The 23826-nt window shown below is 61.5% G+C and carries 23 protein-coding genes, 1 tRNA gene and 1 pseudogene; 12 read left to right on the top strand and 13 right to left on the bottom strand.

The genetic code is table 11. From position 1 onward, the window contains the following. Positions 1-32: 32 nt before the first annotated feature. A complete protein-coding gene (locus JQ603_RS10620; RefSeq protein WP_212339181.1) occupies positions 33-860 on the bottom strand; it encodes an IclR family transcriptional regulator domain-containing protein in 828 nt (275 codons plus the stop codon). 141 nt (positions 861-1001) lie between these two features. Here JQ603_RS10620 and JQ603_RS10615 point away from each other — a divergent pair, with 141 nt between their 5' ends. The 5 genes from JQ603_RS10615 (at position 1002) to JQ603_RS10595 (ending at position 5884) form a co-directional block, all read left to right on the top strand. Further along, a complete protein-coding gene (locus tag JQ603_RS10615; protein WP_212339180.1) occupies positions 1002-1952 on the top strand; it encodes a branched-chain amino acid ABC transporter permease in 951 nt (316 codons plus the stop codon). Positions 1953-1998: 46 nt separating this feature from the next. Further along, positions 1999-2979 (top strand): branched-chain amino acid ABC transporter permease, encoded by a 981-nt coding sequence (locus JQ603_RS10610; RefSeq protein ID WP_212339177.1) that lies wholly within the window; start codon positions 1999-2001, stop codon positions 2977-2979. Beyond that, complete coding sequence (locus tag JQ603_RS10605; RefSeq protein ID WP_212339174.1) at positions 2976-3803, top strand: ABC transporter ATP-binding protein; 828 nt, start codon at positions 2976-2978, stop codon at positions 3801-3803. The genes JQ603_RS10610 and JQ603_RS10605 overlap by 4 nt, the downstream gene beginning before the upstream one ends. Then, positions 3800-4618, top strand: a complete 819-nt coding sequence (locus JQ603_RS10600; protein ID WP_212339170.1) for an ABC transporter ATP-binding protein — start codon at positions 3800-3802, stop codon at positions 4616-4618. Before JQ603_RS10605 ends, JQ603_RS10600 begins: the two co-directional genes overlap by 4 nt. Positions 4619-4756: 138 nt before the next feature. Next, a complete protein-coding gene (locus tag JQ603_RS10595) occupies positions 4757-5884 on the top strand; it encodes an ABC transporter substrate-binding protein (protein WP_212339168.1) in 1128 nt (375 codons plus the stop codon). Positions 5885-6040: 156 nt separating this feature from the next. Here JQ603_RS10595 and JQ603_RS10590 read toward each other — a convergent pair whose 3' ends face one another. After that, on the bottom strand, positions 6041-6832 hold the full coding sequence (locus tag JQ603_RS10590) for a GGDEF domain-containing protein (protein ID WP_212339166.1): 792 nt from the start codon (positions 6830-6832) through the stop codon (positions 6041-6043). Positions 6833-7126: 294 nt separating this feature from the next. Between JQ603_RS10590 and JQ603_RS10585 the strand changes: the two are divergent. The 3 genes and pseudogenes from JQ603_RS10585 to JQ603_RS10575 all read left to right on the top strand — a co-directional run. Beyond that, positions 7127-7681 (top strand): annotated as a pseudogene (locus JQ603_RS10585) (efflux RND transporter permease subunit); the annotation flags it as partial. A gap of 438 nt (positions 7682-8119) precedes the next feature. Further along, positions 8120-8371 carry a hypothetical protein gene (locus tag JQ603_RS38025; protein ID WP_245003542.1) on the top strand — a complete coding sequence of 84 codons (252 nt, stop codon included), beginning with the start codon at positions 8120-8122 and terminating at the stop codon, positions 8369-8371. 182 nt (positions 8372-8553) lie between these two features. Beyond that, positions 8554-9297, top strand: coding sequence for a response regulator transcription factor (locus JQ603_RS10575; protein ID WP_212339162.1), 744 nt, complete (start codon positions 8554-8556; stop codon positions 9295-9297). Between the two features lie 81 nt (positions 9298-9378). Here JQ603_RS10575 and tnpC read toward each other — a convergent pair whose 3' ends face one another. The 3 genes from tnpC to tnpA all read right to left on the bottom strand — a co-directional run bounded on the left by tnpC (position 9379) and on the right by tnpA (position 11730). Beyond that, a complete protein-coding gene (tnpC, locus tag JQ603_RS10570) occupies positions 9379-10950 on the bottom strand; it encodes an IS66 family transposase (RefSeq protein ID WP_212337652.1) in 1572 nt (523 codons plus the stop codon). Positions 10951-11023: 73 nt separating this feature from the next. After that, a complete protein-coding gene (gene tnpB, locus JQ603_RS10565) occupies positions 11024-11371 on the bottom strand; it encodes an IS66 family insertion sequence element accessory protein TnpB (RefSeq protein ID WP_212337653.1) in 348 nt (115 codons plus the stop codon). Then, complete coding sequence (gene tnpA / locus JQ603_RS10560; protein ID WP_349630698.1) at positions 11368-11730, bottom strand: IS66-like element accessory protein TnpA; 363 nt, start codon at positions 11728-11730, stop codon at positions 11368-11370. The genes tnpB and tnpA overlap by 4 nt, the downstream gene beginning before the upstream one ends. 185 nt (positions 11731-11915) lie before the next feature. Between tnpA and JQ603_RS10555 the strand changes: the two genes are divergently transcribed. The 4 genes from JQ603_RS10555 to JQ603_RS10540 all read left to right on the top strand — a co-directional run bounded on the left by JQ603_RS10555 (position 11916) and on the right by JQ603_RS10540 (position 15730). Further along, positions 11916-12683: a recombinase family protein gene (locus tag JQ603_RS10555; RefSeq protein WP_212339160.1), complete on the top strand. Its 768-nt coding sequence runs from the start codon at positions 11916-11918 to the stop codon at positions 12681-12683. 531 nt (positions 12684-13214) lie between these two features. Further along, positions 13215-13616, top strand: a complete 402-nt coding sequence (locus JQ603_RS10550) for a hypothetical protein (RefSeq protein WP_212339157.1) — start codon at positions 13215-13217, stop codon at positions 13614-13616. Then, positions 13570-14343, top strand: coding sequence for a hypothetical protein (locus tag JQ603_RS10545; protein WP_349630724.1), 774 nt, complete (start codon positions 13570-13572; stop codon positions 14341-14343). Before JQ603_RS10550 ends, JQ603_RS10545 begins: the two co-directional genes overlap by 47 nt. Positions 14344-14479: 136 nt before the next feature. Then, positions 14480-15730, top strand: a complete 1251-nt coding sequence (locus tag JQ603_RS10540) for a hypothetical protein (RefSeq protein WP_245003541.1) — start codon at positions 14480-14482, stop codon at positions 15728-15730. A gap of 308 nt (positions 15731-16038) precedes the next feature. On the opposite strand, the gene JQ603_RS10535 is transcribed toward JQ603_RS10540, so the two are convergent. The 8 genes from JQ603_RS10535 to JQ603_RS10500 all read right to left on the bottom strand — a co-directional run bounded on the left by JQ603_RS10535 (position 16039) and on the right by JQ603_RS10500 (position 23818). Further along, complete coding sequence (locus JQ603_RS10535; RefSeq protein ID WP_212339152.1) at positions 16039-16401, bottom strand: hypothetical protein; 363 nt, start codon at positions 16399-16401, stop codon at positions 16039-16041. Between the two features lie 295 nt (positions 16402-16696). Next, on the bottom strand, positions 16697-17617 hold the full coding sequence (locus JQ603_RS10530) for a hypothetical protein (RefSeq protein WP_212339150.1): 921 nt from the start codon (positions 17615-17617) through the stop codon (positions 16697-16699). A gap of 201 nt (positions 17618-17818) precedes the next feature. After that, a tRNA-Gln gene (locus tag JQ603_RS10525) sits at positions 17819-17892 on the bottom strand. A 180-nt stretch (positions 17893-18072) separates the two neighbouring features. Next, positions 18073-19044: a Bug family tripartite tricarboxylate transporter substrate binding protein gene (locus JQ603_RS10520; RefSeq protein WP_212339148.1), complete on the bottom strand. Its 972-nt coding sequence runs from the start codon at positions 19042-19044 to the stop codon at positions 18073-18075. A gap of 47 nt (positions 19045-19091) precedes the next feature. Continuing rightward, complete coding sequence (locus tag JQ603_RS10515; RefSeq protein ID WP_212339145.1) at positions 19092-20222, bottom strand: iron-containing alcohol dehydrogenase; 1131 nt, start codon at positions 20220-20222, stop codon at positions 19092-19094. 13 nt (positions 20223-20235) lie between these two features. Then, positions 20236-21273, bottom strand: a complete 1038-nt coding sequence (gene pdxA, locus JQ603_RS10510; RefSeq protein ID WP_212339142.1) for a 4-hydroxythreonine-4-phosphate dehydrogenase PdxA — start codon at positions 21271-21273, stop codon at positions 20236-20238. Next, positions 21270-22376, bottom strand: coding sequence for a four-carbon acid sugar kinase family protein (locus tag JQ603_RS10505; protein ID WP_212339139.1), 1107 nt, complete (start codon positions 22374-22376; stop codon positions 21270-21272). The genes pdxA and JQ603_RS10505 overlap by 4 nt, the downstream gene beginning before the upstream one ends. Positions 22377-22378: 2 nt before the next feature. Beyond that, the gene (locus tag JQ603_RS10500) at positions 22379-23818 is read right to left on the bottom strand and encodes an FAD-binding oxidoreductase (protein WP_212339137.1); all 1440 of its coding nucleotides are present in this window, start codon (positions 23816-23818) and stop codon (positions 22379-22381) included. Positions 23819-23826: the final 8 nt, after the last annotated feature.

Genomic DNA, 23826 nt, shown 5'->3' with positions numbered 1-23826 from the left:
TTCTATGCGGCGCGGTCAGGTCTTTTCGCAGACTATTTGCCCTCGTCTACTGACGGACGGCGTCTGCCGAAGCATTGTTCCTCGAGTTGGGCAGCGCAGTCACGAATAACGTCGAGGAACTGCGTCAAAAATACCTTACGATTGATGCGCGCCGTATAGGCGCTGACGCTGAGCGCGGCGACGATCTTGCCGTCGATGTCACGAACCGGCACCGCCATTGCGCGCATGCCAAGTTCGAGCTCTTCGTCGCAGAGCGCGAAGCCGGACGCTCGGCTCTGGTTGATTTCCTGCAGAAGAAGCGTGGGTTTAACAATCGTCTTCGGGGTCCGCTGAGCTAATGTTTTGCTGCCGATGATGCCACGTATATCTTGGTCGGCGAGGGCGCCGAGAAGAACGCGGCCCGTCGCCGAACAGTAGGCTGGAAGCCGCGCGCCGATGCGCACGCCGGTGGACACAATGTGTTCGGCTTCGGCTCGCGCCACGAACAGAACACTCTCACCTTCGAGTACGGCCAGCGACACGGACTCATTCAGCTTGTCGCGACCGGAGGCAAGAATGCTCGCGCTCGTCTCGATCAGTCTGTCGCGCAAGCTTCCGGGCTGGCCGAGGTTGCGCAGCCTTGGCAGCGGCTTGAACTCGCGTCCGACGCGCTCCACGTAGCCCAATTCGACCAGCGTAAGCAGGCACCGGCGTGCGGCCGCGCGTGTCGATTGTGCGGCGCGCGCCGCGTCGGCCGCGCTTTGGACGCCGAACGAGGAGAGAGCCTCGATGATGGCGAGGCCTTTCGCCAAGCCACCCATGCCTTCGGCAGGACGGCGTGGTTCGGAAGACGGTGTTCGCTTAACGCGCTTGACAGTCATCGGCATTACAGCCCAATGTTCAACAAAACAGTCAGATGTTCGATATACGAACACTTTTCGCTGGGTGTCAAGGGAGGGTGACGTGACGTTCGTTTTTGGGCGCGATCTGTCGGCGATCTTCACCAAGAGTGCCAGGGCCGAGTGTCGTCCCCCTTTGAATTGACCCGCGCGGCGCGCGAGCCCTTCGGTCCGTTCATCATCAAGAGATATCCGGTGACAATACAGCTTGTGATCAACATCGTTGTGCTGGCCGCGATCTACGCACTGATCGCAAGCGGCTATGTCCTGGTCTATCGGACGAGCCGTGTTTTGAACCTCGCGCATGGCGAGCTGATGATGCTCGGCAGCTATCTGGTGATTGCCGTCGCGTCCGGCATTTCGTCGTCCCCCATCGTGTCGCTGGCGGGTGCTGCGCTGCTGAGCGCCTTTGTTGGCATTCTCGTCTATGTCCTGTTGATCCAGCGGATAACCGGGCAAGCTGTGCTGGCGGCGGTACTTGCCACGATCGCGCTGGGTGTCACGCTCCGTGGCCTGGTGCTAATGATTTGGTCAGCGCAACAACAGTATCCGGCCCGAATCATCGGTTTGACGAATCGATCGATAGAGCTGTTCGCCGGCGCGCGCATATCGACATTCTCATTGTCGCTGATCGCTGCGACCGTTTTGATCTACCTGACACTGTTCGTAGCGCTCTATCTGACGAAGTGGGGTATTCGCACGCGCGCGGTCGGTGAAAATCCGCTGCTTGCCGCTCAGCGTGGGATCAATCTCGGCGCCATCTACGCGCTGACATGGGGACTGTCGACGTTCGCGGGAGCGACGGCAGGTATTCTGATCTCGCTTGATTCCGGCCTCGATAGCACCATGACGATGATCGGACTGAAGGCGTTTCCGGCCGCGCTGGTTGGCGGCCTGGACAGCCTCGTTGGCGCGTTATTCGGGGCGCTGCTCGTTGCCGCAGTCGAGGTCTTGCTCATTCAAGTTGTGGACCCGCTGTTATCTGACGTTGTGCCATTCTTGGTCTTGATCGTTGTGCTCGCGATCCGTCCCTGGGGCCTGTTCGGGACGCGGGAGGCGCTTGACCGTGTCTAGTTCGTCAATAGGTGAGATCGTGGGGCTGGCTTGGCTGAGGCGAGGGGTGATCTTTATTGTCGCGTCGACCATTCCCCTCGTCGCCACGCCCTTCCAGATCGATTTGCTCTGCCAGGTGTTCCTGGCCTGCATTGGCTCACTGTCGCTCATGGTCCTGACCGGCTTCGCCGGGCAAGTCTCGCTTGGCCATGCGGGGCTGATCGCAGCCGGCGCTTTCACGACTGGAATTCTGGTGAAGGAATTTAACGTGCCGGTTTTTTCGACAATTCCTGTCGCGGGCGCGATTGGCATGATACTCGGTCTGGTATTTGGTTTGCCAAGCCTGCGATTGCGCGGACTTTATCTCGCCGTGAGCACGCTCGCACTGTATTTTGCCGTGATTTATCTTGGCGGCGAGTATGAGACCAAACGTGGTTTTTCGACAGGAATCCTGATCGCGCCGCCGTCGGTCCTTGGCTATCGCTTCACCGACGCCCGCGGATGGTATTTCATCCTGCTCGCCGCCGTGATCCTGGTCTTCTGGGGCGCGCGCAATCTCTTGGCCAGTCGCACCGGGCGAGCTTGGGGCGCGCTTCACGTCAACGAGGTCGTGGCGGCTGCACTCGGCGTGAACGTAGCACGGGCCAAGTTGATGGCCTTTGTGGTCACCTCGGCGGCAACCGCGGTTGGTGGCGCTCTCTTCGCATCCTATCGTGGCTTCGTGTCTGTCGATGCATTCCCGCTGATGCTCTCGGTTCAGTATGTCGCTATGATCATCGTCGGCGGGATGGGGTCGTTGGTGGGCGCCGTTCTCGGCGCGGTGTTTCTCACCATCCTGCCCTATGCCATCGAAGCGTCAGTCGCTCTGCTGCCGGGCGCCAGTGGTTATGCCAGCCAGATCTTCGCCGTCAACTACGCCGTCTTTGGCCTGGTGATGATTGCCTTTCTGGTCCTGGAGCCGGGCGGTCTCGTAGCGATTGGGCGTCGTATTCGCGTCCAGCTGGAAACCAGACGTGTTCGCGTGCGGACGCTGGAGAAGGTCTCGTGAGCACCCGCGGCGCAGTTGTTCTTGCTGTCGAACATCTCGAGGTGATTTATCAACGAGCCATCGTGGCGTTGCGAGACGTCTCGTTGGATATCAGAGATGGCGAGATTACCGCGCTCTTGGGCGCCAACGGCGCAGGCAAGTCGACCACTTTGCGCGCGATCTCGGGGTTCATCGGCCTGGACAATGCCCGCGTGTCGCGTGGTCGAATCCACTACCTCGGCCAGCCGATCGAGAATTGGCGTCCGGACGGCGTCGCTCGGCTTGGGGTCCGTCTCATTCCGGAGCGCGATAAGGTGTTTCCAGGTCTTACCGTGCAGGAGAATTTGGAGGCGGTTGCATCGCCCAACCTCACCAAGATACAGCGTTCGCAGCTCGTTGAGCTGGTCTTCGAGACCTTTCCACGGCTGGTGACCCACGTCAGAAAATCGGCGGGTCTGTTGTCGGGTGGGGAGCGGCAGATGCTTGCGATTGGTGCGGCGGTTGTCAGCAGGCCAGACCTGTTGCTGATCGATGAGTTGTCGCTTGGGCTTGCACCCGTCATCGTCGAGGAAATCGCGAACCGTCTGCTCTCGTTACGCCGCGAAATGCGTTTGACCATCTTGCTGGTTGAACAGAGCGCGAGCGTCGCACTCAAGATCGCGGACTATGGCTATGTGCTCGAGAACGGGCGTGTCGCTATCGCCGGCACCGCGGCCGACTTGCGCCGGAACCCGTCCGTGCAGAGTGCCTATCTCGGTCACGGCGCGTCCAATGTTGAGCGGCGGAGCTATCGCGACATAGCTCTGGCCCGCGGCGCACTCAACGGCGGGAGATCACCTGCGTGACTGTTGATAGCTCTGTCATCGGCCTCAAACCGGCAGATAGCGCCGCGTCCAATGGCGTCGCACTCTCGGTGGAGAGCGTCAGTCTCGCGTTCGGAGGCCTCACGGTACTGAACGGAATATCCCTCAACGTGCGCGTCGGCGAGCTTCTTGCGCTGATAGGGCCCAACGGGGCCGGCAAGACCAGCCTACTGAACTGTATCAGTGGTCTCTACCGGCCGTCCGCGGGCCGAGTTCGTCTGGGCGATGCCGACATAACCGGCCTTAGGCCGGATCGCGTCGCGCAGCTAGGCATCTCCAGGACCTTTCAGCACGGGGAATTGTTCCCGCAGATGAGCGTGATCGACAATTTGCTCGCGGCGCGGCACGCCCGCATCAGGACATCGGTATTGGCGGAGATGTGCCGGATGCGAACTATTCGCGGCGAGGAGGAGAGGCATCGCTGTCGCGCCGAAGATGTTCTGAAGTTCGTGGGACTGGAACGCAGCCGTGATGTGGCCGCGGGCGATCTCTCGTTCGGACAGCAGAAGATCGTGGGCTTCGCGCGCGCGCTTGCGGCCGAGCCGTCAGTGCTGCTGCTGGATGAGCCGTCGGCAGGTCTGTCGCGAGACGACCGCGAGAATCTCGCCTATCTGATCCTTATGAGCAAGTCGGAGCTGGCATTGCCGATCATATGGATCGAACACGATATGGAGATGGTCTCGGACATCGCAGATCGGATTCACGTGCTCGACTATGGTCGTTCGCTGGCTGACGGTGCGCCACGCGAGGTGCTGGACAGCCCAGAGGTCATCAAGGCCTATCTCGGCGAGGCATAACGAGAACTTATGGGCGAGCTCAAGACAGTCGCTCGCCAGCGCCGGCTCGGCTTCGAGGGCGGTGCAAGGGCAAGGACGATAGATCGGTGTAGCGGGAGGCGTAAAATGCGATTTGTTAGATTAGGTGTTATTTCTGCGATGTTTGCCTTGGCAGGAGCGGCGCAGGCGCAGGAAAGCTATGTGATCGGCATGAGCGCGGCGCTTACGGGGCCGGGCGCGAGCACGGTCGCTGGCGCGGCGGAGGGGCTGAGGCTTTATGTCGACCGGCTCAACAAGGCAGGCGGTGTCAACGGCCGGCCGATTACGCTGATCTTGCAAGACGATCAGAGTGAGCCGTCGAAGGCCGCAGCCAATGCCAAGAAGCTGCTGACCCAGGACAACGTCTCGCTGCTTATCAATACAAGCCTGTCATCGACCTTCGCCCCAATGATTGCAGAAGCACAGCGCGTGGGCGTTCCGCTGCTGTTCGCCGGGTCGGTTTGTCCATCCGAGGTCTATCCGCCGGCAAACGAATTCCTGTTCTGCACGACTTCATTTTCGGCAACCCATGATGCCCGGGCGACAATCGATTTCATCAAGCAGAAATCGAATGGCGCGATCAATATCGGCCTCGCGGCCATGGCGATTCCCGTGTCACGGCTCGGGATCGATGCCGCTGAAAAATTCGCGGCGGAAGCGGGTATGAAGGTGATCGGCAAGGAGGTCATCCCGCCAGCCACGGCCGACTATACGCCGTTCGCGACCAAGATCATGCAGGGAGCGCCGGATTGGGTCTATTGCTGGGCACCGTGGATCACCGAGATCAAGACATTCGGTGCCTTGCGCAAGCTTGGTTGGAACGGCAGCTACGCGCTCAACGTGCTTCCTGAGACCGAAGGTGAGTTGGCTCAAATCAAGGACGGGGAGCTCTACGCGTTGGGATCGAACGCGATGTTTTTTGAAGGACTCGCCGTTCAGAAGGAAATCTCAAGGGCCGCAAGAGAGGCTGGTTCGACCTACAAGCCGGAGCAGATGACTGACGGCTGGATCGGTGGCATGGCCATAGAAGCGACCTTAAGGTCGGCTGGTTGGCCGACGGCTCCGACGAGGCTGAAGGATGCCATGTCCGTGCTGAAGGTTGATACAAAGGGCCTGCGTGGAGGGCCGATCGAATGGACCAAGGACAATCACTTCCGAACCAGGCAGTACTACAGAGTGTATCGCTGGAACCCTGCCGAGAACTCGGTTCAGATCGCGTCGGATTGGAAAGGGTATGACATTCGATAGAGAGACCAGGGCTTACGGGCGGGCCGTATGAGGGCCCGCCGAGCCACCAATCTCCACGGGCAGTTTGTGCGTTCAAGGAGCTGAACAGATCGTCCCTGAACCGTGCCAACCAGCGAGAAGGCGAATGGGGTGTCGTAGCCCACTGAGTTACAACGTCTATGAGGCCGGCAGGAGTTCTCCTCCGGTACCATGTACCGACACCCGATCTCGTCCTCCGTGCTTGGCGCGATAAAGCGCCTCGTCCGCAAGGCTAAGGACCTTTGACAAGCTCTCGCTGCCCTTGGCGGCAGCAAGCCCGATACTGACCGTTACCTTCGTCAGCGTGCCATTGCGTACAACTTCTTTCTGCGCGCATGCGCGCCTGAGTTGTTCGGCAATAGCGAACGCATTATCTGGAGACTCGCCGACCAGAAGCGCAGCGAACTCCTCGCCTCCGTGTCTGCTTACCACAAGGCCGCGCTTCTTGGCAAAGTTGTTGAGTACTTCGCCGATCTCAATCAAAACGGCGTCCCCGAAATCGTGTCCAAATAGATCGTTGATCCTCTTGAAGCGATCGATATCCAACATCAGAGCAACTGCAGGAGTTTGGGTGTTGTAAGCCTCGGCCAGCGCTTGAGCGCCGATCTCGCTGAAACCCCTACGGTTGAGGAGCCCGGTGAGCTGGTCGATTCTAGAGATGCGCAGCAACTCGGCTTGCGCCATGCGTAGCTCTTTCTGCAGCAAATGGTTATGCAGGCTCATGCTGCCTCCGATGACAAGGGAGGCCAGCGTACCAAGGAGCGCGACGCAAGTTGTTGCGTATGCGCTGCTTACGGTCGCAGCCGGGTCATTGCCGAAAAGGAAGACATAAGCCAGCCATGTTAGGGGAACGGTGGCGATCATTCCGATCGCAACGTCGCGAAGTGCTCGACGATATACGTCACCGTGCTTCATCACGAAGATGTTCATCAATCTGGTCCTTCGGCATTTTCTTCAGCCTAGGCAGATCAGCTCCCAGTGATCTTAAAGTCTGTTGAGATTTGCAAGTATCGTTAATGATCTCCTAAACGCGCTCGCTCGCCCGTCGCTCCGGTGGAAAGGGAACTCCGCGGCGCCGGCAGTTGCGTACGGCGCGTCAAAAGGCGGTAATTGTAGTCGATTGAAATCAAGGCGACCAGTTAAGGGAGATCGTGATCACCTGCAGCGCGGCGGATGATTACGCTCGGCCCGAAGAGAAAGGCCGCTGCGCCGGCTCATGAAGCATCAGTGGATTTCGGCGGCGCCTCGCGGCAGCTTGAGCAGGAGTCGGGTAGATTCGTCGTCACCTTTGCTTTCGCCGAAATCATCATCTTCCTGGCGCTTGCGGCGCTGTTCAACAGCTTTCTCGATCCTGTCATCATCCTGGTTTCAGTTCCGATGTCGCTCGCCGGCGCGCTGATCTTCATTAGCATCGGCATCGGTGGCGCGAGCCTCAACATCTACACCCAGGTCGGGTTACTCACACTGATGGGGCTGGTCAGCAAACACGGAATTCTGATGGTCGAGGTCGCCAACGAACTGCGGGCGGCGGGGAAGGACCTCGTCGAGGCGATCATTGAGGCGGCAACGATCCGGCTGAGGTCGATCCTAATGACCACGGCGGCGATGGTGCTCGGCGTCATTCCCTTGATCACGGCAAGCGGCGCGGGTGCTGTGTCACCCTACAATATGGGGCTTGTCATCGCCACGGGGTTGTCGATCGGTACGTTGTTCACGCTGTTTGTGGTCCCTGTGGCCTATTGCCTGATCGCTCGTCGCGAAGCCCAGACAGCGGCCTAAGTCGATACGCATCTGCGGTGGTCGCTGGCACGGTCGCCAATCGCGCGTCCGTTGCCCGTTCTCGCAGTGAAGGAGAGGCAGCTGCCGGCGAGGACCTCCGTCAGGTCTGGCAACACAATTAAACATTTGCGTCAAACGCGGATGGTCGACGGTGGGTAGGATCGATCCAAATGTGCGAATCGGGAGATCGGCGTAATGGCTTTGAAATTTTTGATGACGCGGACGTGCGTGGGCGCGGCTTGCTTGGCCTTGGCAGCCTTAAGTCCTTCATATGCGGAGGCAACCTTGGAGACATTGGCAGGCTCATGGTCCGGAATAGGGTCGATGAAGCCCTCCGATGGCCCCCGAGAGAGGGTCCGTTGCAAGGTCGCGTACAGTGTTACGAGGCCAGGCCGATCGCTGACATTGGATCTGCGTTGCGCAAGCGAAGCCTATAAAATGGTCTTGTCTGCCAATATCGAGCAGAACGGAAATGATCTGTCCGGAAATTGGTTTGAAAGCGAATATCGGCAGGGCGGTAAGATCTATGGAACCAGTGTGGATGGGTTGATTGAGGCGAGAATTGAAGGCAACACAGTTGCCGCTCTGGTGACAATCCAAACCAAGGGCAACCGTCAGTCGTTTGTGATGGATGCTCCAGGGGCCTGGGTTTCGCAGGTCTCAATCGACTTGAACAAAGATGCCAAGTGAATGAGGCTTCTGAAGCCTCATTCGTAGGCACGGGTGCCTAGTCACGCGTGCGATTGACAACGTCCCTGATGCTACGAAGATACGGCGCCTGAAATCATCTGTTACAAAACTGAACACGACGCTTATCAAGTGTAGCCTGCGAAACGATATGTTGTTGTCCGAAAGATCTTGCAATTCGGACTATGTCGAAACAGCAGCCCCACATTCTGTTTGTATCCGCCATCGCAGAGGATCGGCGGTCAGTCAGTTCGTATCTTTCGATTCAACAATTCAGGACAACGGCGGTTGGTTGTAGCCGGACTGCGCGCCACGAATTTGAAGCCAATACGATCGATGCGGTGGTTCTCGATGTCGCCAATGACGACGGAACCGGAGCTCAAACGTGCCGCAGGCTGCGCGAGTGCGGCGTCGTGGTTCCCATCATCCTCTTTACAAGCGGAGGAGATCCCATCGACCGGATCGTTGGGCTCGAGCTCGGTGCCGATGACTGCATCGACAAGCCGGTCAACGAGAAGGAGCTGGTAGCCCGCATCAGAGCGAGGCTGCGCATCATTGATCGCAGCGATAACAGGGTCATCGATTGCTATTCTTTCGCAGGATTGCTGTTGGATGTGAGCGAAAGAAGAGTGACCCGGCCGAACGGTTCGGCGCTCCCACTGACCTCTGGTGAATTCGATCTGCTGGTCGCCTTCGTCAAGAAGGCCGGACGAAAACTATCGCGGCCTCAATTGCTCGATCTGACCGAACGGCGTGTGACAGACGATTCGACCAGGTCCATTGATGTGCTGGTCAGCCGATTACGTCGGAAGTTGTTTGCCGTGACGAACAACGAGCACATCAGCACGATCCGCAACGGCGGCTATCAATTCACCTCCGAGGTCAATGCGGTCCATCGGGATCAGGCGAACTCGCCCGCGTCCAGATGATCTGGATGCTGCACATCATATCGGTACGCGTCCGGTGACGGCCCCTGGTTAGGTCATCTTGAGCGGGATGGCTGACCGCGCTTATGCGGCGTGAGCGACGTTCTGAGGTCGCCAATTGCAGGGCATGAGTTCGTGGATGCGCTTGGCGGGATGATCCGGCAGGCGGGCCAGCACGTCGGCGAGCCAAGCCTGTGGATCGATGTCGTTGAGCTTGGCGGTTGCGATGAGGGTGTAGATCGCAGCCGCACGCCGGCCGCCCTCATCGGAGCCGGCGAAGGTCCAATTTCTTCTGCCCACGGCGACAGCCCGAAGCTCGCGCTCGGCGGCATTGTTCGACATGCACAGCCGTCCGTCATTAAGGAAGCGGGTAAATGCGTCCCAGCGGCTGAGGCAGTAATTGATTGCCTTGGTCGTATCGTTGTTCCTGGAGAGCTTGGCGCGCTGTTCGCGCAACCACGCCTGCAGTTCGACGATCAGAGGGCGGCTACGCTCCTGGCGCACGCGCAGGCGCACCTCGGGAGCAAGACCGTTGATCTCACGTTCGATGGCGAACAGGACATCGATGCGCTTGACCGCCTCGGCCGCGATCGGCGCCTTGCTGAGCCGCGCGAGATCGAAGAACTTGCGCCTGCCGTGTGCCCAGCACGCGGCCTCGATGATCGGGCCTGCTTTGCGATTGGCCTCGTAGAGCTTGCTGAACCCAGCATAGGCGTCGGCCTGCATCAGTCCGGCATATCCGGTCAAATGCTGCTCCGGATGCTCACCGCCACGATCCGGCGAGTAGAAGAACACGGCCGCCGGCGGATCTGGCCCGGCAAACGGGCGGTCGTCGCGCACATAGGTCCAGAGCCGGCCGGTTCGGGTCTTGCCCTTGGCCAGCACCGGCACTGTGGTGTCGTCGGCGTGGATGCGCTCGGCCGCAAAGACATGGCTCCGGATCGTATCGACCAACGGCATCAGGGTTGCGGCGGAGCCTCCCACCCAGTCTGCCAGCGTCGAGACATCGAGGTCGATGCCTTCACGCTGGTAGACGTCGCTCTGACGATGAAGCGGCAGGTGCAGGCCGTACTTGGCGAACAGGACATGGGCCAGCAGCTTGGGCCCTGCACGCCCGCGCGCAATCGGGTGCGAGGGAGCCGGCGGCTGGGTGATCGCTTCGCAGGCCCGGCAGACGAGCTTCTCGCGCACGTGCTGGATCACTTTCCACTGGCGCGGAACGAGCTCCAGCGTCTCGGTCACGTCCTCGCCGATCTTGCGCAACCGGCTATCGCCGCAGCATGGGCAGGTCGCAGGCACCGGATAGACAAGGCGTTCCCGCGGCAAATGCTCCGGCAGCGGCCGGCGGGCTGGCTTGCGGCGCTCGAACGATGGCACCGCAATCTTCTCGGCTGCCATCTGCGTCGCGGTCTCGGCTTGCGCCGCGTTCTCCTCCAGGTCGGCGAGCTGTAGCTCGAGCTGGTCCAGCAATGCGCCTCGCTCGGAGGACTGTCCGAACTGCTCGTGCCGCAGCTTCTTGATCGTGAGTTTGAGCTTCTCGATCAACAATGTCCGCGCCTGGGCCTCCGCTTCCGCGGCCAAGCGGGCCGCTCGCTCGGCGCGCAGCATCGCCTTCAGGGTGGTCACATCGTCAGGGAGAGAATCATCGGCGCTCATCGCCGACCAGAGAATCACAAGACGCCGGCTCTGTCCGGACTGCCGATCGTGCCGTCGATTCAAATCACAGCGATCAGCCGGCCGCCTGCGGCCGCCACGTGTGTTGCGGCATCCGCCAATCGATGCCCTCCAGCAAGTAGCCAAGCTGGGCTGGGGTGATGGTCACCACGCCATCAGCCGACGACGGCCAGAGAAAGCGGCCGCGCTCCAGCCGCTTGGCATAGAGCGACATGCCCAGCCCATCATGCCAAAGGATCTTGATAAGCTTGCCGCTCTTGCCACGGAACACGTAGAGGTCGCCGCCGTGCGGGTCGCGCCTAATGGCTTCCTGCACCAGCAAGGCCAGCGAGTTCATGCCGCGACGCATATCGGTGTGGCCGGTCGCAATCCACACCCGTACGCCCGACGGAATGGGGATCACCGCGGCCGTCCATCTGCCAGTGCCGCGACCGCGGCCTTCAGCGTCGCCGCGTCGACCGTGCCCGTGATCCGCATCCGAGCCCCGGCCGCAAACTCGATCTCGATCGCGCCGCCGCCGGCCGGCCCGACCGCACCAGGCGTAGGCCCCGATTCCGCGACCACCATCGCCGGTACGAAGCCCGTTTGATGGGCAGCATCCTTCGGCTCGGGGCGAAACGACCGTCGCCATCGGAGCAGCAATGAGCGCGAAACGCCATATCTCCGCGCCGTCGCCGCGACCTGGCGCGGCGCCTGTAAGCTCTCCAGGACGATCTTGAGCTTCTCATCCTCGGACCAGCGCCGCCGTCGGCCTGTGTCCACTACTTCGAGCCGTTCGACTTGGGCACTGCGCCTATCACTGTCCATAAGGACAGTTCTCAACAACACGCCTCACTCGGCAAGGCGGCCTTCACCGGACGGATACCTCGCCGGCCGAGCTGAGTCGTTTTATCGCATGGCCAATTGCCAAACGTTCGTTAGCCTAATGGGCGCACAGCGAGGACGGAATGGCAAAACGCAATCAAACTGATCAGAAATCCCAGCGCTACATTTCATATCTGCGAGTGAGCCGAGAGTCTCAGGGCCTACACGGGCTCGGCATTGAGGCCCAGCGTAGAACTGTCCGGGAGTATCTCGCCCGCTTGGGTGCCGCCGACGCGCTGCTCGCAGAGTATGTCGAAGTCGAAAGCGGAAAGCGGGACATGCGTCCGGAATTGCTACGGAGCTTCGATCACGCTCGCAACGCGAGAGCGACGTTGATCATCGCCAAGCTGGATCGCCTCTCGCGGGACGTTCACTTCCTGACCGGCCTGGAGCGGGCGGGCATCGAATTCGTTGCTTGCGACCTTCCAAACGCAAACAGACTTACTATCACCATTCTGGCCGCCGTCGCTGAACACGAGCGCGATATAACGGCCGAACGTACGAAAGCCGCGTTGGCGGTGGCCCGTGATCGCGTGGCCAGCGTAGGCCAAAAGGGGCATCCCGAGATTCGGCGCTTAGGCAACCCGAAGGGTGCGGCCCACCTAAGGCAGTACGGCAACCTTGCTGCAGTCTCAGCATTGAAGGCGAACGCCGACGATACAGCAAGGCGCCTCCGGCCGAGCTTGCAGGCCGTTTTGGATGCCGGTGCGAAGTCGGCTCGCAGCGTCGCCGCTGGTCTCAATGCTCGTGGGGTATTAACGCCGCGCGGCGCTCAATGGGATTCTAAGGCAGTGATCAAACTACAACGCCGCTTGGCCGCCCTCGGGCCAGAGGGCTCATTCTCAGGCTAAGAGCCCCTAGCTGAATCCTGTATCTGCACTGGGTAGCGGCCCTACTGGCGTGGGGGTGGTCTGTCATCCCGGGGGCTGTTGATCGTCATGCCCCCTACCCGTGACAGCCTAGTGGAGGTGTGTGCCCCGGCCACCGCATGCTGGGCTACTCGTGCTCATAGCGAGCATCTCCCTGCCTCGACCACATGGTCATCCGCCCGGCCCAGCGCATTGGATCAGTATCGACCCTGGTCAACGCCTTCCATCGCCTCGCTGAGTTGTCTTCGTCACCCGTGACCTCGGTGCTCACAGGCATGCCGTGCGTTGTGAACGTCACATGGTGTCTAGCAGCTGCATTAGAGAGCACCCTCTTCTCCTACCCGTGGGTGGGGGACCATGTCTCCTAGACCCTTGTTTCATAGGGTATTTATGCATTTTTTGAATAGCGACATGCTGTCAGTTTTCATGCCGAGTTCATTGCACAACACTCAGTCGTGGATATCTAACGCAAAGCATCAGCATGATGCTGCCAACAACAGAAAGGAGATCAACATGTTCACGATGACTGAGCATGGCGCGGTATGGCTTGCGGGACACCTCGATGGTTTCGGAGAAATCACCTGGGATTCCGGGGCTCCCGCAGTGAAATTCAAGACACCATACACGGACCGGCTGGACGCGATTGAATCGGTTACGCCCGGAGGTCCACTAAGCCGCCCTTTTAAAAAATCAGGCCATTCGAAGAAGCCGCAGCGCATCTTAATTTTCAGAGGGATAAACTTCATCTTTTTGGAAAATGCCGTGTCTAAGCACATGCTTACAGAGAAGCGCGAGCTATTCGCGAGACTAAGGACTCGATGGTTCAACGATATGAAGGAACGCGCGTCGAAGAGCCGAAGAGCGGGTTGTGCTGCGCCTTCTGGCCAGTATGGAAAGAAAGAAGATGGCTCTTAGTCGGCGATCGCAGAACACAAGTCAGCTGAAGGAGCGCATCCGTCTGGGCGCTCTGACTGCGGCCACCACCTGCGTCAACCTTGGCTGCGGGCGGCCGACGATGAAAGCTGCCATGGAGGGTTTGGCCCCACATCATTGCCGTCGTTGCACCGAGCGCAGGCAGCGCCACGGCAGCTATTTTCTCAGCACATACACGGCTGCTGAGTTGAAGCCCTATCTTACAGCGGCGACCTCCTACGTGCGCCTCTGGGCTGCGAACGACAAGTTCATCAGCGCAGCAATAGCCGCCACGCAGTCCGCTTTGGAACAGGCGGGGCCCGTCGAGATTGCGACGAGATTAAAAGGCCTCGCAACTGCCAAGCGGGCTAAGATAGGACTGGCTCGCCTACGGGTCGCCAAGGTCAAGCCCGAGCGCATCGTCTCAATCGTTGTCGCCGTGCATGCGCTTGCCGAGGAGCGAGGTCACCGGGCAAAGGAATTCCGGACGGTACAGACGTGCAAAGCCGTGCATAGGCTCGCCAGTGGCACAGGATGGGTCGCCTACGACGCTCAGGGCCGCGAGCATCGGTCGAGGACGCGGGCCTATCCAAGATCGTCCGGCCGCGTGCTGCGCTTGATGGGGCGTATGCTGGAGGAACCCTGCGAGTGGGTCATCGAGAAGCACCTGAAGGGCGTGCTAGCTCATAAGCAGCGCTACGGGCGCGGCCCGCGCAAGGCGTCCGGCTGAGCGCTCCGGCCGGTGATTGGCGTGCCAATGTCCTTAGCGTGAGATCAGGTCAGACTAGTCGGGTGCGTCAATAATCGATGTTAGAGCCGGTCACTTTAAGCACCGAAATCCTATGCCCTCCCAACCGCAGCCTATGATGTTCGACCCCCAGCTTCGCGCGAAAGGCGCCGAGCTTCGGGCCGCTGTTAGAGGGCTGGCCGACACATTGCTGGCCCACGAGGCCGCGAGCGGCACCCGCAAGCGAGCGCGAAAGGAGGCGGACGCGGCGAAATTCTACGTGGCCGTGGAGGCGTTGGCCTGCAATCTCATTCTGCTAAAGGCCACCGGGAGCAATGCCAAGCTTGCGGTGCCTCGGTCACATGCCGTTATCTGGCAAGGGAACGCTGTTCTCGGCCAACATTTCCTAACTGCCATCGCCCTCCTATCCGCCATGGGCCTCATCGCGGAAGGGCGACGCGGCTACAGGATCTCCGATAGGTCGAAAATGCCTTCGCTCATTGAGTCACGAGAGCATCTCGCGGACTATCTCCCATTCACTCCGCCCGAATGGCGCGCTATCCATCGAATTGATGATCCCGTGTTGGTCATCCTGAAGGGAGGAAAAGACGAGAACGGGAACGCGGCCACCATCGCCCACCGCGAGACCGCGCGGTCTAAGAAGTTCACGAACCAAGTTCGGAGCATAAACGGATTTTTGCGCGACGCTGACATTGAGGTCGCGGGCCAGGACGACTCCGGCCTCTCTTTAGGAAGGGATGGGCAAATCATTGCGCCCCATCGCCGCTCGCTGAGGCGCATCTTCAATAACGGCACGTGGCTTCACGGCGGCCGTCTTGCGGGCGGCTTCTGGATGTCAATGGAGCGAACGGAACGCCCGCGCATTCGTATCGACGGCCAACGCGCGGCGGAAGTCGATTATGGGCAGCTTTTCCCACGCCTCGCTTACGTGCGGGCCGGAGCGCCGCAGCCTGAGGGCGACCTCTATGATGTGTTCGGGAGTGGCACCGGCCGCGATGGCTGCAAGAAGCTCATGAACGCACTCCTGTTCTCGAAGGGGCCGCTGAAGAATTGGCCCGAGGACACGCACCGGCATTTTCCGGATGGCATCAATCTCCGGACGGCAGTCGAGATGCTAGTCGCGAAGCATGCGCCGATCGCTCACCTGTTTGCGAAGGGGCTTGGCTTCCAGCTGATGCGCATCGAAAGCGACATGCTCATCGAGGTTCTTACTGAACTAGCGTCCGCTGGAGTCACCGCCCTGCCTCTCCACGATGCGGTGCTCGTTGCGAAATCCAACGCGGGTGTGGCGCAGGAAACCATGGGGGCCGTTTTTCGACGCTGGAGCCGCTCGCCGTGCGCGATTGTCTCAGTAAAATTTCATCAATAATTAGAATGACATAATTCTTACACCTCCGCTAATGGAGGAGCAACATAGGGGGGGGCAGCTTAGAGTGATTAGAGCTTGGAGCCGTAACCTTTTGGCTCTCCTCTGTGGGTTGCCTTCAAGCGAGGGTGAGTGATCACCACCCCTTCCTAGAGGCTCTCCTTTATGGCTCTGCCGAGCACAGCAGTCGCCGAGTCTCCGCCCCCAAGGGGATATGTCGACGACACTTCGAGGTCCGTGCTCAAATTGACCGACCAGACACCGGACGAGATTGAGTTATCCCCCCACAAAGGCCTTCACGAAGCCAAGCCTCAGGTCAAACCATAGAGGCTCAGGAAGGCCCACCTCGCGGCCACTATCGGTGCCCCTATCTCGAAGAGGTTGACCAACAGGCTCGCGAGACCCGTAAGAACCTCCAGCAGGGGCTTGCCGCGTGCACGATTGAGATAGAAGTCTTGGTGCGCAGCGAAGAGATAGTGACTTGCGGCTCCGAATACGAGCGCAGCACCAAACATGCCGCCGATGAAGAACAGTGCCGCTTGCCAAGACAGGAAGGCCGCAGCTTCGGTGCTCGCGAAATAGTAGATGCCCGTCGCGATCCAGAGCAGCGAGGCGGTACGTCCGGCAGCCTCCTTCTTCTTGCTCTCCGTGAGTGCAGTCGCCGTTGCGTCCATCGCTCCAACCTCCGGAGGCTGGCCCACGGTGCGCCCCCGTAAGCAATTGCCTCTTGAGCCCTGGTGATCGGGGAGTTGGAAACCGTGCTAGACGGCCCTACGACCTTTAGTTCGGGAGAACCTGGACATACGTCGCAGGCTCCCCGACCATAATGGTCAAGGAGACCGTACCCATTCCGGCGGGCACCGACCGCTAGCACGAGGTTTCCACGCCCCGGAGCGACGCGTATCGCTCGAACATGAATCTATTGGAATTCTGAGCCGAAAAGCAACCCGTCTAAGCGAGAAGAAAGCACTAACTGCGTTCCCTTGGTCTGTATCTCGACCGCCAGCTCTGGCCGGCGCTTAGCCAGATGCCGTCCGGCTGGTAACCCTCAGCGACGAGCGCCGCACGTTGCTTCGTAGCCAGCTCTTTCGCACTCAACCACCGACCCGCAACAAGCAGATGCTGAATTTCGGGATGGATGATCACCTGGACGTCAGCTAGCTCTCGATCAGGAGATTTTGCCAACGCAGCAGCGTCCAACGCTAAACTCAGTGCTGGTTCGTAATAGTAGCGCCATTCTTCATCCGGGCTCGGCACCCTAATGGCTTCCACATCGTCAGGTTCTGGGTCTCGCCAATAGAATTCAAGAACGTCCGAACGAAAGAAAGCGAACGAACCAATATGCAAAGAGCAACCTTGCCCATTTACCGAAACAAGCCTTTGAGCCTGAAGTTTAGCCTTCGCTCGATCAGCTGCTGAAGGGACTGATGACCGTCCCTTGCTTTCAAAAGCGTGCCACTGGCCATTCAGGTCCTCTCCGACTAGATCAGGCCGCGATCGCCCAAGAACCGTTGCTCCCAATGCATTGCGGAATACGTCTAAGTGAAGCAGCCAAGGCGCCGTGAGAAGGCGGGACGCAAAAAGCTTACAAACTGTCATGCCGAGAAAATAGCTCACCATCCCCTTTTCAGTGGGATCGAGGGCGGCAAAGGCATCTGTGCGTCGAAGATATCCGCCCGGGTCCTGCTCGACCGCCATTCGGATCAATGCCAACCGAAAGATCGCTTCGTGAAACGAGGCCTCTCCATGCCGGAACACATGGTACGTACTTGGTCGGCCAATCGTAACCGCAGCCCAAAGCAATTCATCCCATGTTGTGGAGAGCGTGCCAGAGGGAAGTGCATATGCGGCCGGAAAGAAGTGGCTACTAAACTCGATCAGCAACGTCATTCATCCCCCAGCGGTCCAAGCTCCGTACGACGCAAGGGTGAGAGAATGTACCGATTCGCCGATTAGTTGCTCACCCAGAAGGGGCGAACGTGGGCCGATTTACGCGTTGGGGGCATGCGTTGGGGGCGCCGTTAGGGTACACCGGCTACCCAGTCACCTAGAATGCAGCAATTACAGCCAGTTAGCGGACGCCCGTGGAGATGGCTGGGGAACCTGGATTCGAACCAAGACAAACAGAGTCAGAGTCTGTTGTGCTACCGTTACACCATTCCCCAACGGAATAGTCGAACAAATTCAATATCTTACTGATTTGTCCGACTGTGGCCGGAAGCGCGTTTGGCGCAAATCACGGCTCAGGCGTGGCAGCGTTCTACCCGCTCGCATCTGGGCTGGCAAGCGCTGCGATCCACTGATCAAAGCGCGACAGCCAGAGCTTGGGGTGAACGCCCTCGCCACTACTCCAGCTTGATGTTCGCGGCCTCGATCACCTTCTTCCAGCGTGCGGTTTCCGAGGCGATGTAGGCCGCGAACGGCTCCGAATCCACCGCCACCGCGGAGGCGCCGAGCTCGGCCATCTTCTGCACCGTCTCCGGCTGCTGCATGAAGGCGCGAATCTCGGCCGAGAGCTTTTCGACGATCGGCTTCGGCGTACCCGCAGGGACGAAGAAGCCGTGCCAGGCCACGGCCTCGAAGCCCGGCAGGAATTCGGCCACGGCCGGGACTTGCGGATCGAAGTCGGCGCGCTTGGGCGTCGCGGTCGCAAGCATCGCGAGCTGGCCGGTCTTCACCTGCGGCAGCAGCAGCGGCACGTTGTCGAAGGCGAGATCGATCTGGCCGCTGAGCAGGTCCGTCAGCATCTGGCTCGAGCCCTTGTAGGGCACGTGCACCATCTTGGTGCCGGTCATCTGCTGAAACAGCTCGCCGGCCAGATGCTGCGAGGTGCCGACGCCGGCGGAGCCGAACGAGACCTTGTCCGGGTTGGCCTTCAGATAGGCGATCAGCTCCGGCACGGTGCGGGCCTTGATCTTGTTGGGGTTCACCACGAGCACGTTGGGCACAACGCTGATCTGGGCGACCGGCACCAGATCCTTGTCCGGCTGGTAGCTCAGCTTCGGCCCATAGAGCGACGGGTTGATCGCAAGCGCGGAGGTGCTGGCAAGGCCGAGCGTGATGCCGTCAGGCGCCGACTTCGCCAGCCGCGTCACGCCGAGGATCGAGCCGGCGCCGCCGACATTCTCGACCACGAACGGCTTGCCGAGCTTGACCTGCAGATGGTTCGAGACCATGCGCGCGAAGATGTCGGCGGTGCCGCCGGCGGCGAAGGGAACGATCACCGTCACCTGCTTGGATGGATAGGCGTCCTGCGCCTGCACCGGTGACGTCGCCAGCAGCACTGCCGACACAAGACCAAGCCACATCGATCTCATCGAGGTTTCCTCTACTTTCACTGTTGTTGATTGGGTGTTGCGAGCCGTTAGAACGCGACCTCGTACATGTTCAGGATCGCATCCCGGCTGAGGTCACGCGGGTTGTTGTCGAGCAGGCGGCGGATGGCGTGCGCCTCGTCAGCCATCACGCCGAGATCGCTTTTGGGCACGCCGAGAGCTGACAGCCGCATCTCGATGCCGAGATCCTTGCAGAACGCGTAGGTCGCCTCGAACACGAACTTCGGATCGCGTTGCTGGGGCAGCCCCAACGCACCCAGCACGGCGACCGTCTTCTCTTCCACCGCCGGCATGTTGAAGGCGAGCGTGTGCGGGAAGATCACCGCGCAGGCGAGGCCGTGCGCGACGTGATGGCGCGTGCCGAGCGGATAGGCCACGGCGTGACCCGCGGTCGTATTCACCGGCCCGAGGCAATAGCCGCCGTAGAGCGAGGCCAGGGACAGGCCGGCACGCGCCTCGCGGTCGCCGCCATCGGCCACCGCGCGCTTGAGATAGCGCCCCACCAGCCGCGCGCCTTCGAGCGCATAGAGATCGATCGTCGGATGCGCCTTGCGGCTGGTGTAGGCCTCGACGCAATGTGCCAGCGCATCGACGCCGGTCGCCGCCGTCACCTCCTTCGGCACGGTCATCGTCAGGTCCGGATCGACGATGGCGATGTCGGCGAGCATGAAGCGGCTCTGCACCGCCTGCTTGTTCTGGCTGACGGGATCGGTGACGAGCGCACGGGTGCCGGCCTCGCTGCCGGTGCCCGAGGTGGTCGGGATCTGCATCAGCGCGACGCTGCGGCCGGCGACCTTCTCCGGCCCGACGATGTCGGCAAAGGGCACGTCACTGGTGCACATCACCGCGATCAGCTTGGCGAGATCCATGGCGCTGCCGCCGCCGAAACCGACGACGAGATCGGGCCTGGCGTCCTTCGCCATGGCCACCGCCTTCTCGAGATTCGGCAGGTCCGGCTCGGGCTTGACGTCGCCGAACACCTTCACCGCGCCCGGCAGCGCCAGCGTGTCGACGCGGCGCGCATTGAACGGATCGGAGATCACCAGCGGTCGCTTGGCGCCGATCCGCTCGGCGAAGCGCGCCGCAGCGGTGATCGTGCCGTTGCCGAACTCCAGGATCGTGGGGCGTTGGATTTCGATGGGCGTGAAGGCGTTGGTCATCGTGCGTTCGATCTCATGATTTGGCTGCGGAGGCGCCGGCGGCCAGCCGCTCGGCATAGTCGATGGCCTCGATCAGGCTGTGCTCGTTGGCGATGCCCTTGCCGGCGATATCGAAGGCGGTGCCGTGATCCACGGAGGTGCGGATGATCGGCAGGCCCAGCGTGATGTTGACGCCGGAAAGCTCCTGCCAGCGGCCGGTCGCGGGATCGACCTGGAAGCCGAGCAGCTTGACGGGAATGTGCCCCTGATCGTGATACATCGCGACCGCGGCATCGAACTGGCCGGCACGCAGCTTGACGAAAATGGTGTCGCCCGGCACCGGGCCGACGACGTCGAGGCCGTCGGCGACCGCTTTCGCGATCGTCGGCGCCGACACGTCGATATCCTGCCGGCCGAACAGGCCGCCCTCGCCCGCATGCGGATTGAGCGCGGCGATTGCGATCTTCGGTTTGGCGATGCCAAGCCGGCGCAGCGCGTCGTTGGTGAGGTCGATCACCATGCGCAGCCGCTCCGGCGTCAGGCGCTTCGGCACGTCCTCCAGCGCAACATGGGTCGAGACATGGCTGACGCGCATGTTGCCATGGGCGAGCAGCATCACCGAGCCGCGCACCCCGGTGAGATGCGCCAGCATCTCGGTATGACCGGGGAAATGATAGCCGGCCTTGTTGAGCGCTTCCTTGTTGAGCGGCGCGGTGACGATCGCCGCGGTGCGGCCGGCCTGCGTCAGGCGCACGCCCTGCTCGATCGCCTTGTAGGCGAAGCGGCCGCCATCGGCGCTGAGCACGCCGGGCTTGATCGGATCGCCCTCGGCGTCGGCCTGCAGGTAGCAGAGATTGGGCCATTCGCGATCGTCGGCCGTCACCTCCGGGATCGCGACGTCGGCACCGAGCGCGGCCTTCGCGCCTTCCAGCGCCGCGCCGCTGCCGATGACGAGCAGGCGCAGATCGCCCTTCGCGATCCGCTCCTTCAGCCCGACGCAGGCCTTGACGATGATCTCCGGCCCGATCCCGGCCGGATCGCCCATGGTGATGGCAAGATGACGAGAGGTCATATCGGACTCTCCATTCTGAGCAGATGATTGTCCCGGAGCAGGTCACGCCACAGCTCGCTGGGACCGAATGCACCGGATTTCGAGATGACGTCGACGCCGGACCAGCGCCCGCCTTGCAGGATCGAGCGCGGCAATCCCGGAACAACACGCCCTGTCACCTCAAGCGCGTGCGCGCCAAGGGCAACACAGGCGGCCTTCAAGGTCTCGCCGCCGGCGACGATCAGCGTGCCGGGCGGATCGAGCGCCCCAATCAATGCCGCCATTTCGTGCGCGATCCGCTGCGCCGCTTCAGCGCGCGTCAGGCCGCAGGCGAGCGAGAATTTGACCACGGCCACGCGGTCATCGGCGAGCTTGCGCTGGACGCGCGTCGCGCCCTCGCCTTCCGCAAGCTCAATCGTCGCTTCGCCGCATGCAGCGAGCTGAGATGCAGTGGCGGGCTGGTCGGAGCCGAACAGCCCCAGCACCGGCAACTTCAATTGGCTCGGCGCATCGGCACGGTGACTGCGCGCAAGCGCGCCGGCCAGTCCACCGCTTCCGCACCACAGCACGGGCCCCGGCATCCGCCGTCCCATCTCGACGACGCGGTCGAGGTCGATGTCGCTCTCGGCATCGAACACCTGAACGCCGCCCTGCGACAGCGTATCGGAGCTGCCCCGCAGCGCCTCGATGCCGTCTTGCCTCAACTGATCCAGCAAATTGTCGCCGACCCGGTGCCACTCGCCTTGCACCGTGCGTGCGAATTGCTGGCCGCCTGCGGTGCGGCGCCCCTGATAGTCGAAGGCGGGCGCGACCACGCAGGATGCCCAATGACCGCTGCGCAGGCAGGCGCCGAGCTCGGCAGCCCACGCCCCGCGCAGGAGACTGTCGACCTTCTTGTAGGCGATCGTCGCTCCCTGAAGCCGCGGCGCCAGCTGCCCGACGATCTCGACGCTCTCGGCCTTCGACCGCTCGCGGGTACCGCTGTCGATCGCGAGGCTCCCGGAGCCGGACGCCGCAGGTGCTTCCGGCCAGGTGACGTCGAACGGTCCGCACAGGCCGACGAACTCCGCAGCGGTGTCGAGCGCACCGGTCAGATCGTCAGCAAGCAGCCGGACGCTCGTCATCGTCATCTCGCTCCCGCGCCAAAAATCTTGCCGGGATTCATCAGGCCATTCGGATCGAGCAATTGCTTGATGTCGCGCATCAGCTCGATATCGAGCGGATCGGCAACCCGCGCAAGCCTGCCGCGATTGGTGATTCCGATGCCGTGCTCGGCACTGATCGCACCGCCCTGCGCCGCGGTCTCGTCGTCGACGATCTCGTTGATCACAGCCACCAGCCTCGCCGTCGCATCCGGGTCCTGGCAATGTACCCGATCGATCAGGGCCACAACGTGGATGTTGCCGTCGCCGATGTGGCCGTGCATGACGACGTTCGCATGCGGAACCGCCGCCTTGATCCGCGCCTCGACATTGTTGACGAAGGCCGCCTGGCGCTCCAGCGGCACCACACTGTCATGCGACACCACATAGCCGCTGCGCTTGTTGCCTTCGGACACGCTGTGCCTGACAGCCCAGATCGCCTTCGCCTGCGCCAGATTGGAGGCCAAGATGGCGTCCTCGGCTAGCCCCGCTTCCATCGCGTCCGCAAGCACAGTGGCCAGCGGCTCGTTGAGGTCGACGCCTGCGAGCGTGTCGGTCAGCTCGACGATCAGATACCATGGCGTCGTCAGCTCGAAGGGAATCGTGACATGCGGCACCGTCGCGGCGATCGCCTCGATCTGCGAGCGCGACATGATCTCGAGGCTGCCGAGCCGGTCGCCGACCGCGCCGCGCAGGCGCTGCATGATTTCGAGCGCCTGCTCCACGCCCTGCAGCTTCAACAGCGCCAGGGCCGAGCTGCGCGGCGGCGCGAACAGCTTCAGCACCGCCGCGGTGACGATGCCGAGCGTGCCCTCGGCGCCGATGAAAAGCTGCTTCAGCGCATAACCCGTATTGTCCTTGCGCAACGCGCGCAGGCCGTTGAAGACGCGGCCATCGGGCAGCACGACCTCCAGGCCGAGCACGAGATCACGCGTCGGACCGTAACGCAGCACGGCGGTGCCGCCGGCATTGGTCGAGATGTTGCCGCCGATCTGGCAGGAGCCCTCCGCGCCGAGGCTCAAGGGAAAATAGCGGTCGACGTCGCGCGCCGCGTTCTGCACCTCGGCGAGGATGCAGCCGGCCTCCACTGTGACGGTGTTGGCGAGCGGGCTGACGTCACGAATGGCGCGCATGCGGTCGAGCCGGATCACGACATTGCCGGCGTGATCGTCGGGCGTCGCGGCGCCGCACATGCCGGTATTGCCGCCCTGCGGCACGATCGCGAGCCGCCTTTCCGCGCAGAACTTCACGACAGTGGCGACCTCGGCGGTCGAACCCGGCTTCACCACCGCGACCGCACGTCCGTGATAGCGCCCGCGCCAGTCCACCACATAGGGTTCCTGGTCGGGTCCGGACGCGATGACGTGCTTGCCGCCGACGATAGCGGCGAGCCCGGCCAACGCATCCTGGAAAGAATCGGACATCGGTTCGC

The organism is Bradyrhizobium liaoningense, assembly GCF_018130825.1.
GTDB lineage: Bacteria > Pseudomonadota > Alphaproteobacteria > Rhizobiales > Xanthobacteraceae > Bradyrhizobium > Bradyrhizobium liaoningense_B.
Note: the sequence above shows the minus strand (reverse complement) of the source record. Positions and strands in the feature narration are given on the sequence as shown.

What these genes read in the sequence shown, in the direction of transcription:
- JQ603_RS10555 (WP_212339160.1), top strand. Translation starts at nt 11,916, where the DNA reads ATGGCAAAACGCAATCAAACTGATCAGAAATCCCAGCGCTACATTTCA.
- JQ603_RS10575 (WP_212339162.1), top strand. Translation starts at nt 8,554, where the DNA reads ATGTCGAAACAGCAGCCCCACATTCTGTTTGTATCCGCCATCGCAGAG.
- JQ603_RS10590 (WP_212339166.1), bottom strand. Translation starts at nt 6,832, where the DNA reads ATGAACATCTTCGTGATGAAGCACGGTGACGTATATCGTCGAGCACTT.
- JQ603_RS10515 (WP_212339145.1), bottom strand. Translation starts at nt 20,222, where the DNA reads ATGACCAACGCCTTCACGCCCATCGAAATCCAACGCCCCACGATCCTG.
- JQ603_RS10540 (WP_245003541.1), top strand. Translation starts at nt 14,480, where the DNA reads ATGTTCGACCCCCAGCTTCGCGCGAAAGGCGCCGAGCTTCGGGCCGCT.
- JQ603_RS10620 (WP_212339181.1), bottom strand. Translation starts at nt 860, where the DNA reads ATGACTGTCAAGCGCGTTAAGCGAACACCGTCTTCCGAACCACGCCGT.
- JQ603_RS10535 (WP_212339152.1), bottom strand. Translation starts at nt 16,401, where the DNA reads ATGGACGCAACGGCGACTGCACTCACGGAGAGCAAGAAGAAGGAGGCT.
- JQ603_RS10595 (WP_212339168.1), top strand. Translation starts at nt 4,757, where the DNA reads ATGTTTGCCTTGGCAGGAGCGGCGCAGGCGCAGGAAAGCTATGTGATC.
- tnpC (WP_212337652.1), bottom strand. Translation starts at nt 10,950, where the DNA reads ATGAGCGCCGATGATTCTCTCCCTGACGATGTGACCACCCTGAAGGCG.
- JQ603_RS10550 (WP_212339157.1), top strand. Translation starts at nt 13,215, where the DNA reads ATGTTCACGATGACTGAGCATGGCGCGGTATGGCTTGCGGGACACCTC.
- JQ603_RS10520 (WP_212339148.1), bottom strand. Translation starts at nt 19,044, where the DNA reads ATGAGATCGATGTGGCTTGGTCTTGTGTCGGCAGTGCTGCTGGCGACG.
- JQ603_RS38025 (WP_245003542.1), top strand. Translation starts at nt 8,120, where the DNA reads ATGGTCTTGTCTGCCAATATCGAGCAGAACGGAAATGATCTGTCCGGA.
- pdxA (WP_212339142.1), bottom strand. Translation starts at nt 21,273, where the DNA reads ATGACCTCTCGTCATCTTGCCATCACCATGGGCGATCCGGCCGGGATC.
- JQ603_RS10505 (WP_212339139.1), bottom strand. Translation starts at nt 22,376, where the DNA reads ATGACGAGCGTCCGGCTGCTTGCTGACGATCTGACCGGTGCGCTCGAC.
- JQ603_RS10530 (WP_212339150.1), bottom strand. Translation starts at nt 17,617, where the DNA reads ATGACGTTGCTGATCGAGTTTAGTAGCCACTTCTTTCCGGCCGCATAT.
- JQ603_RS10500 (WP_212339137.1), bottom strand. Translation starts at nt 23,818, where the DNA reads ATGTCCGATTCTTTCCAGGATGCGTTGGCCGGGCTCGCCGCTATCGTC.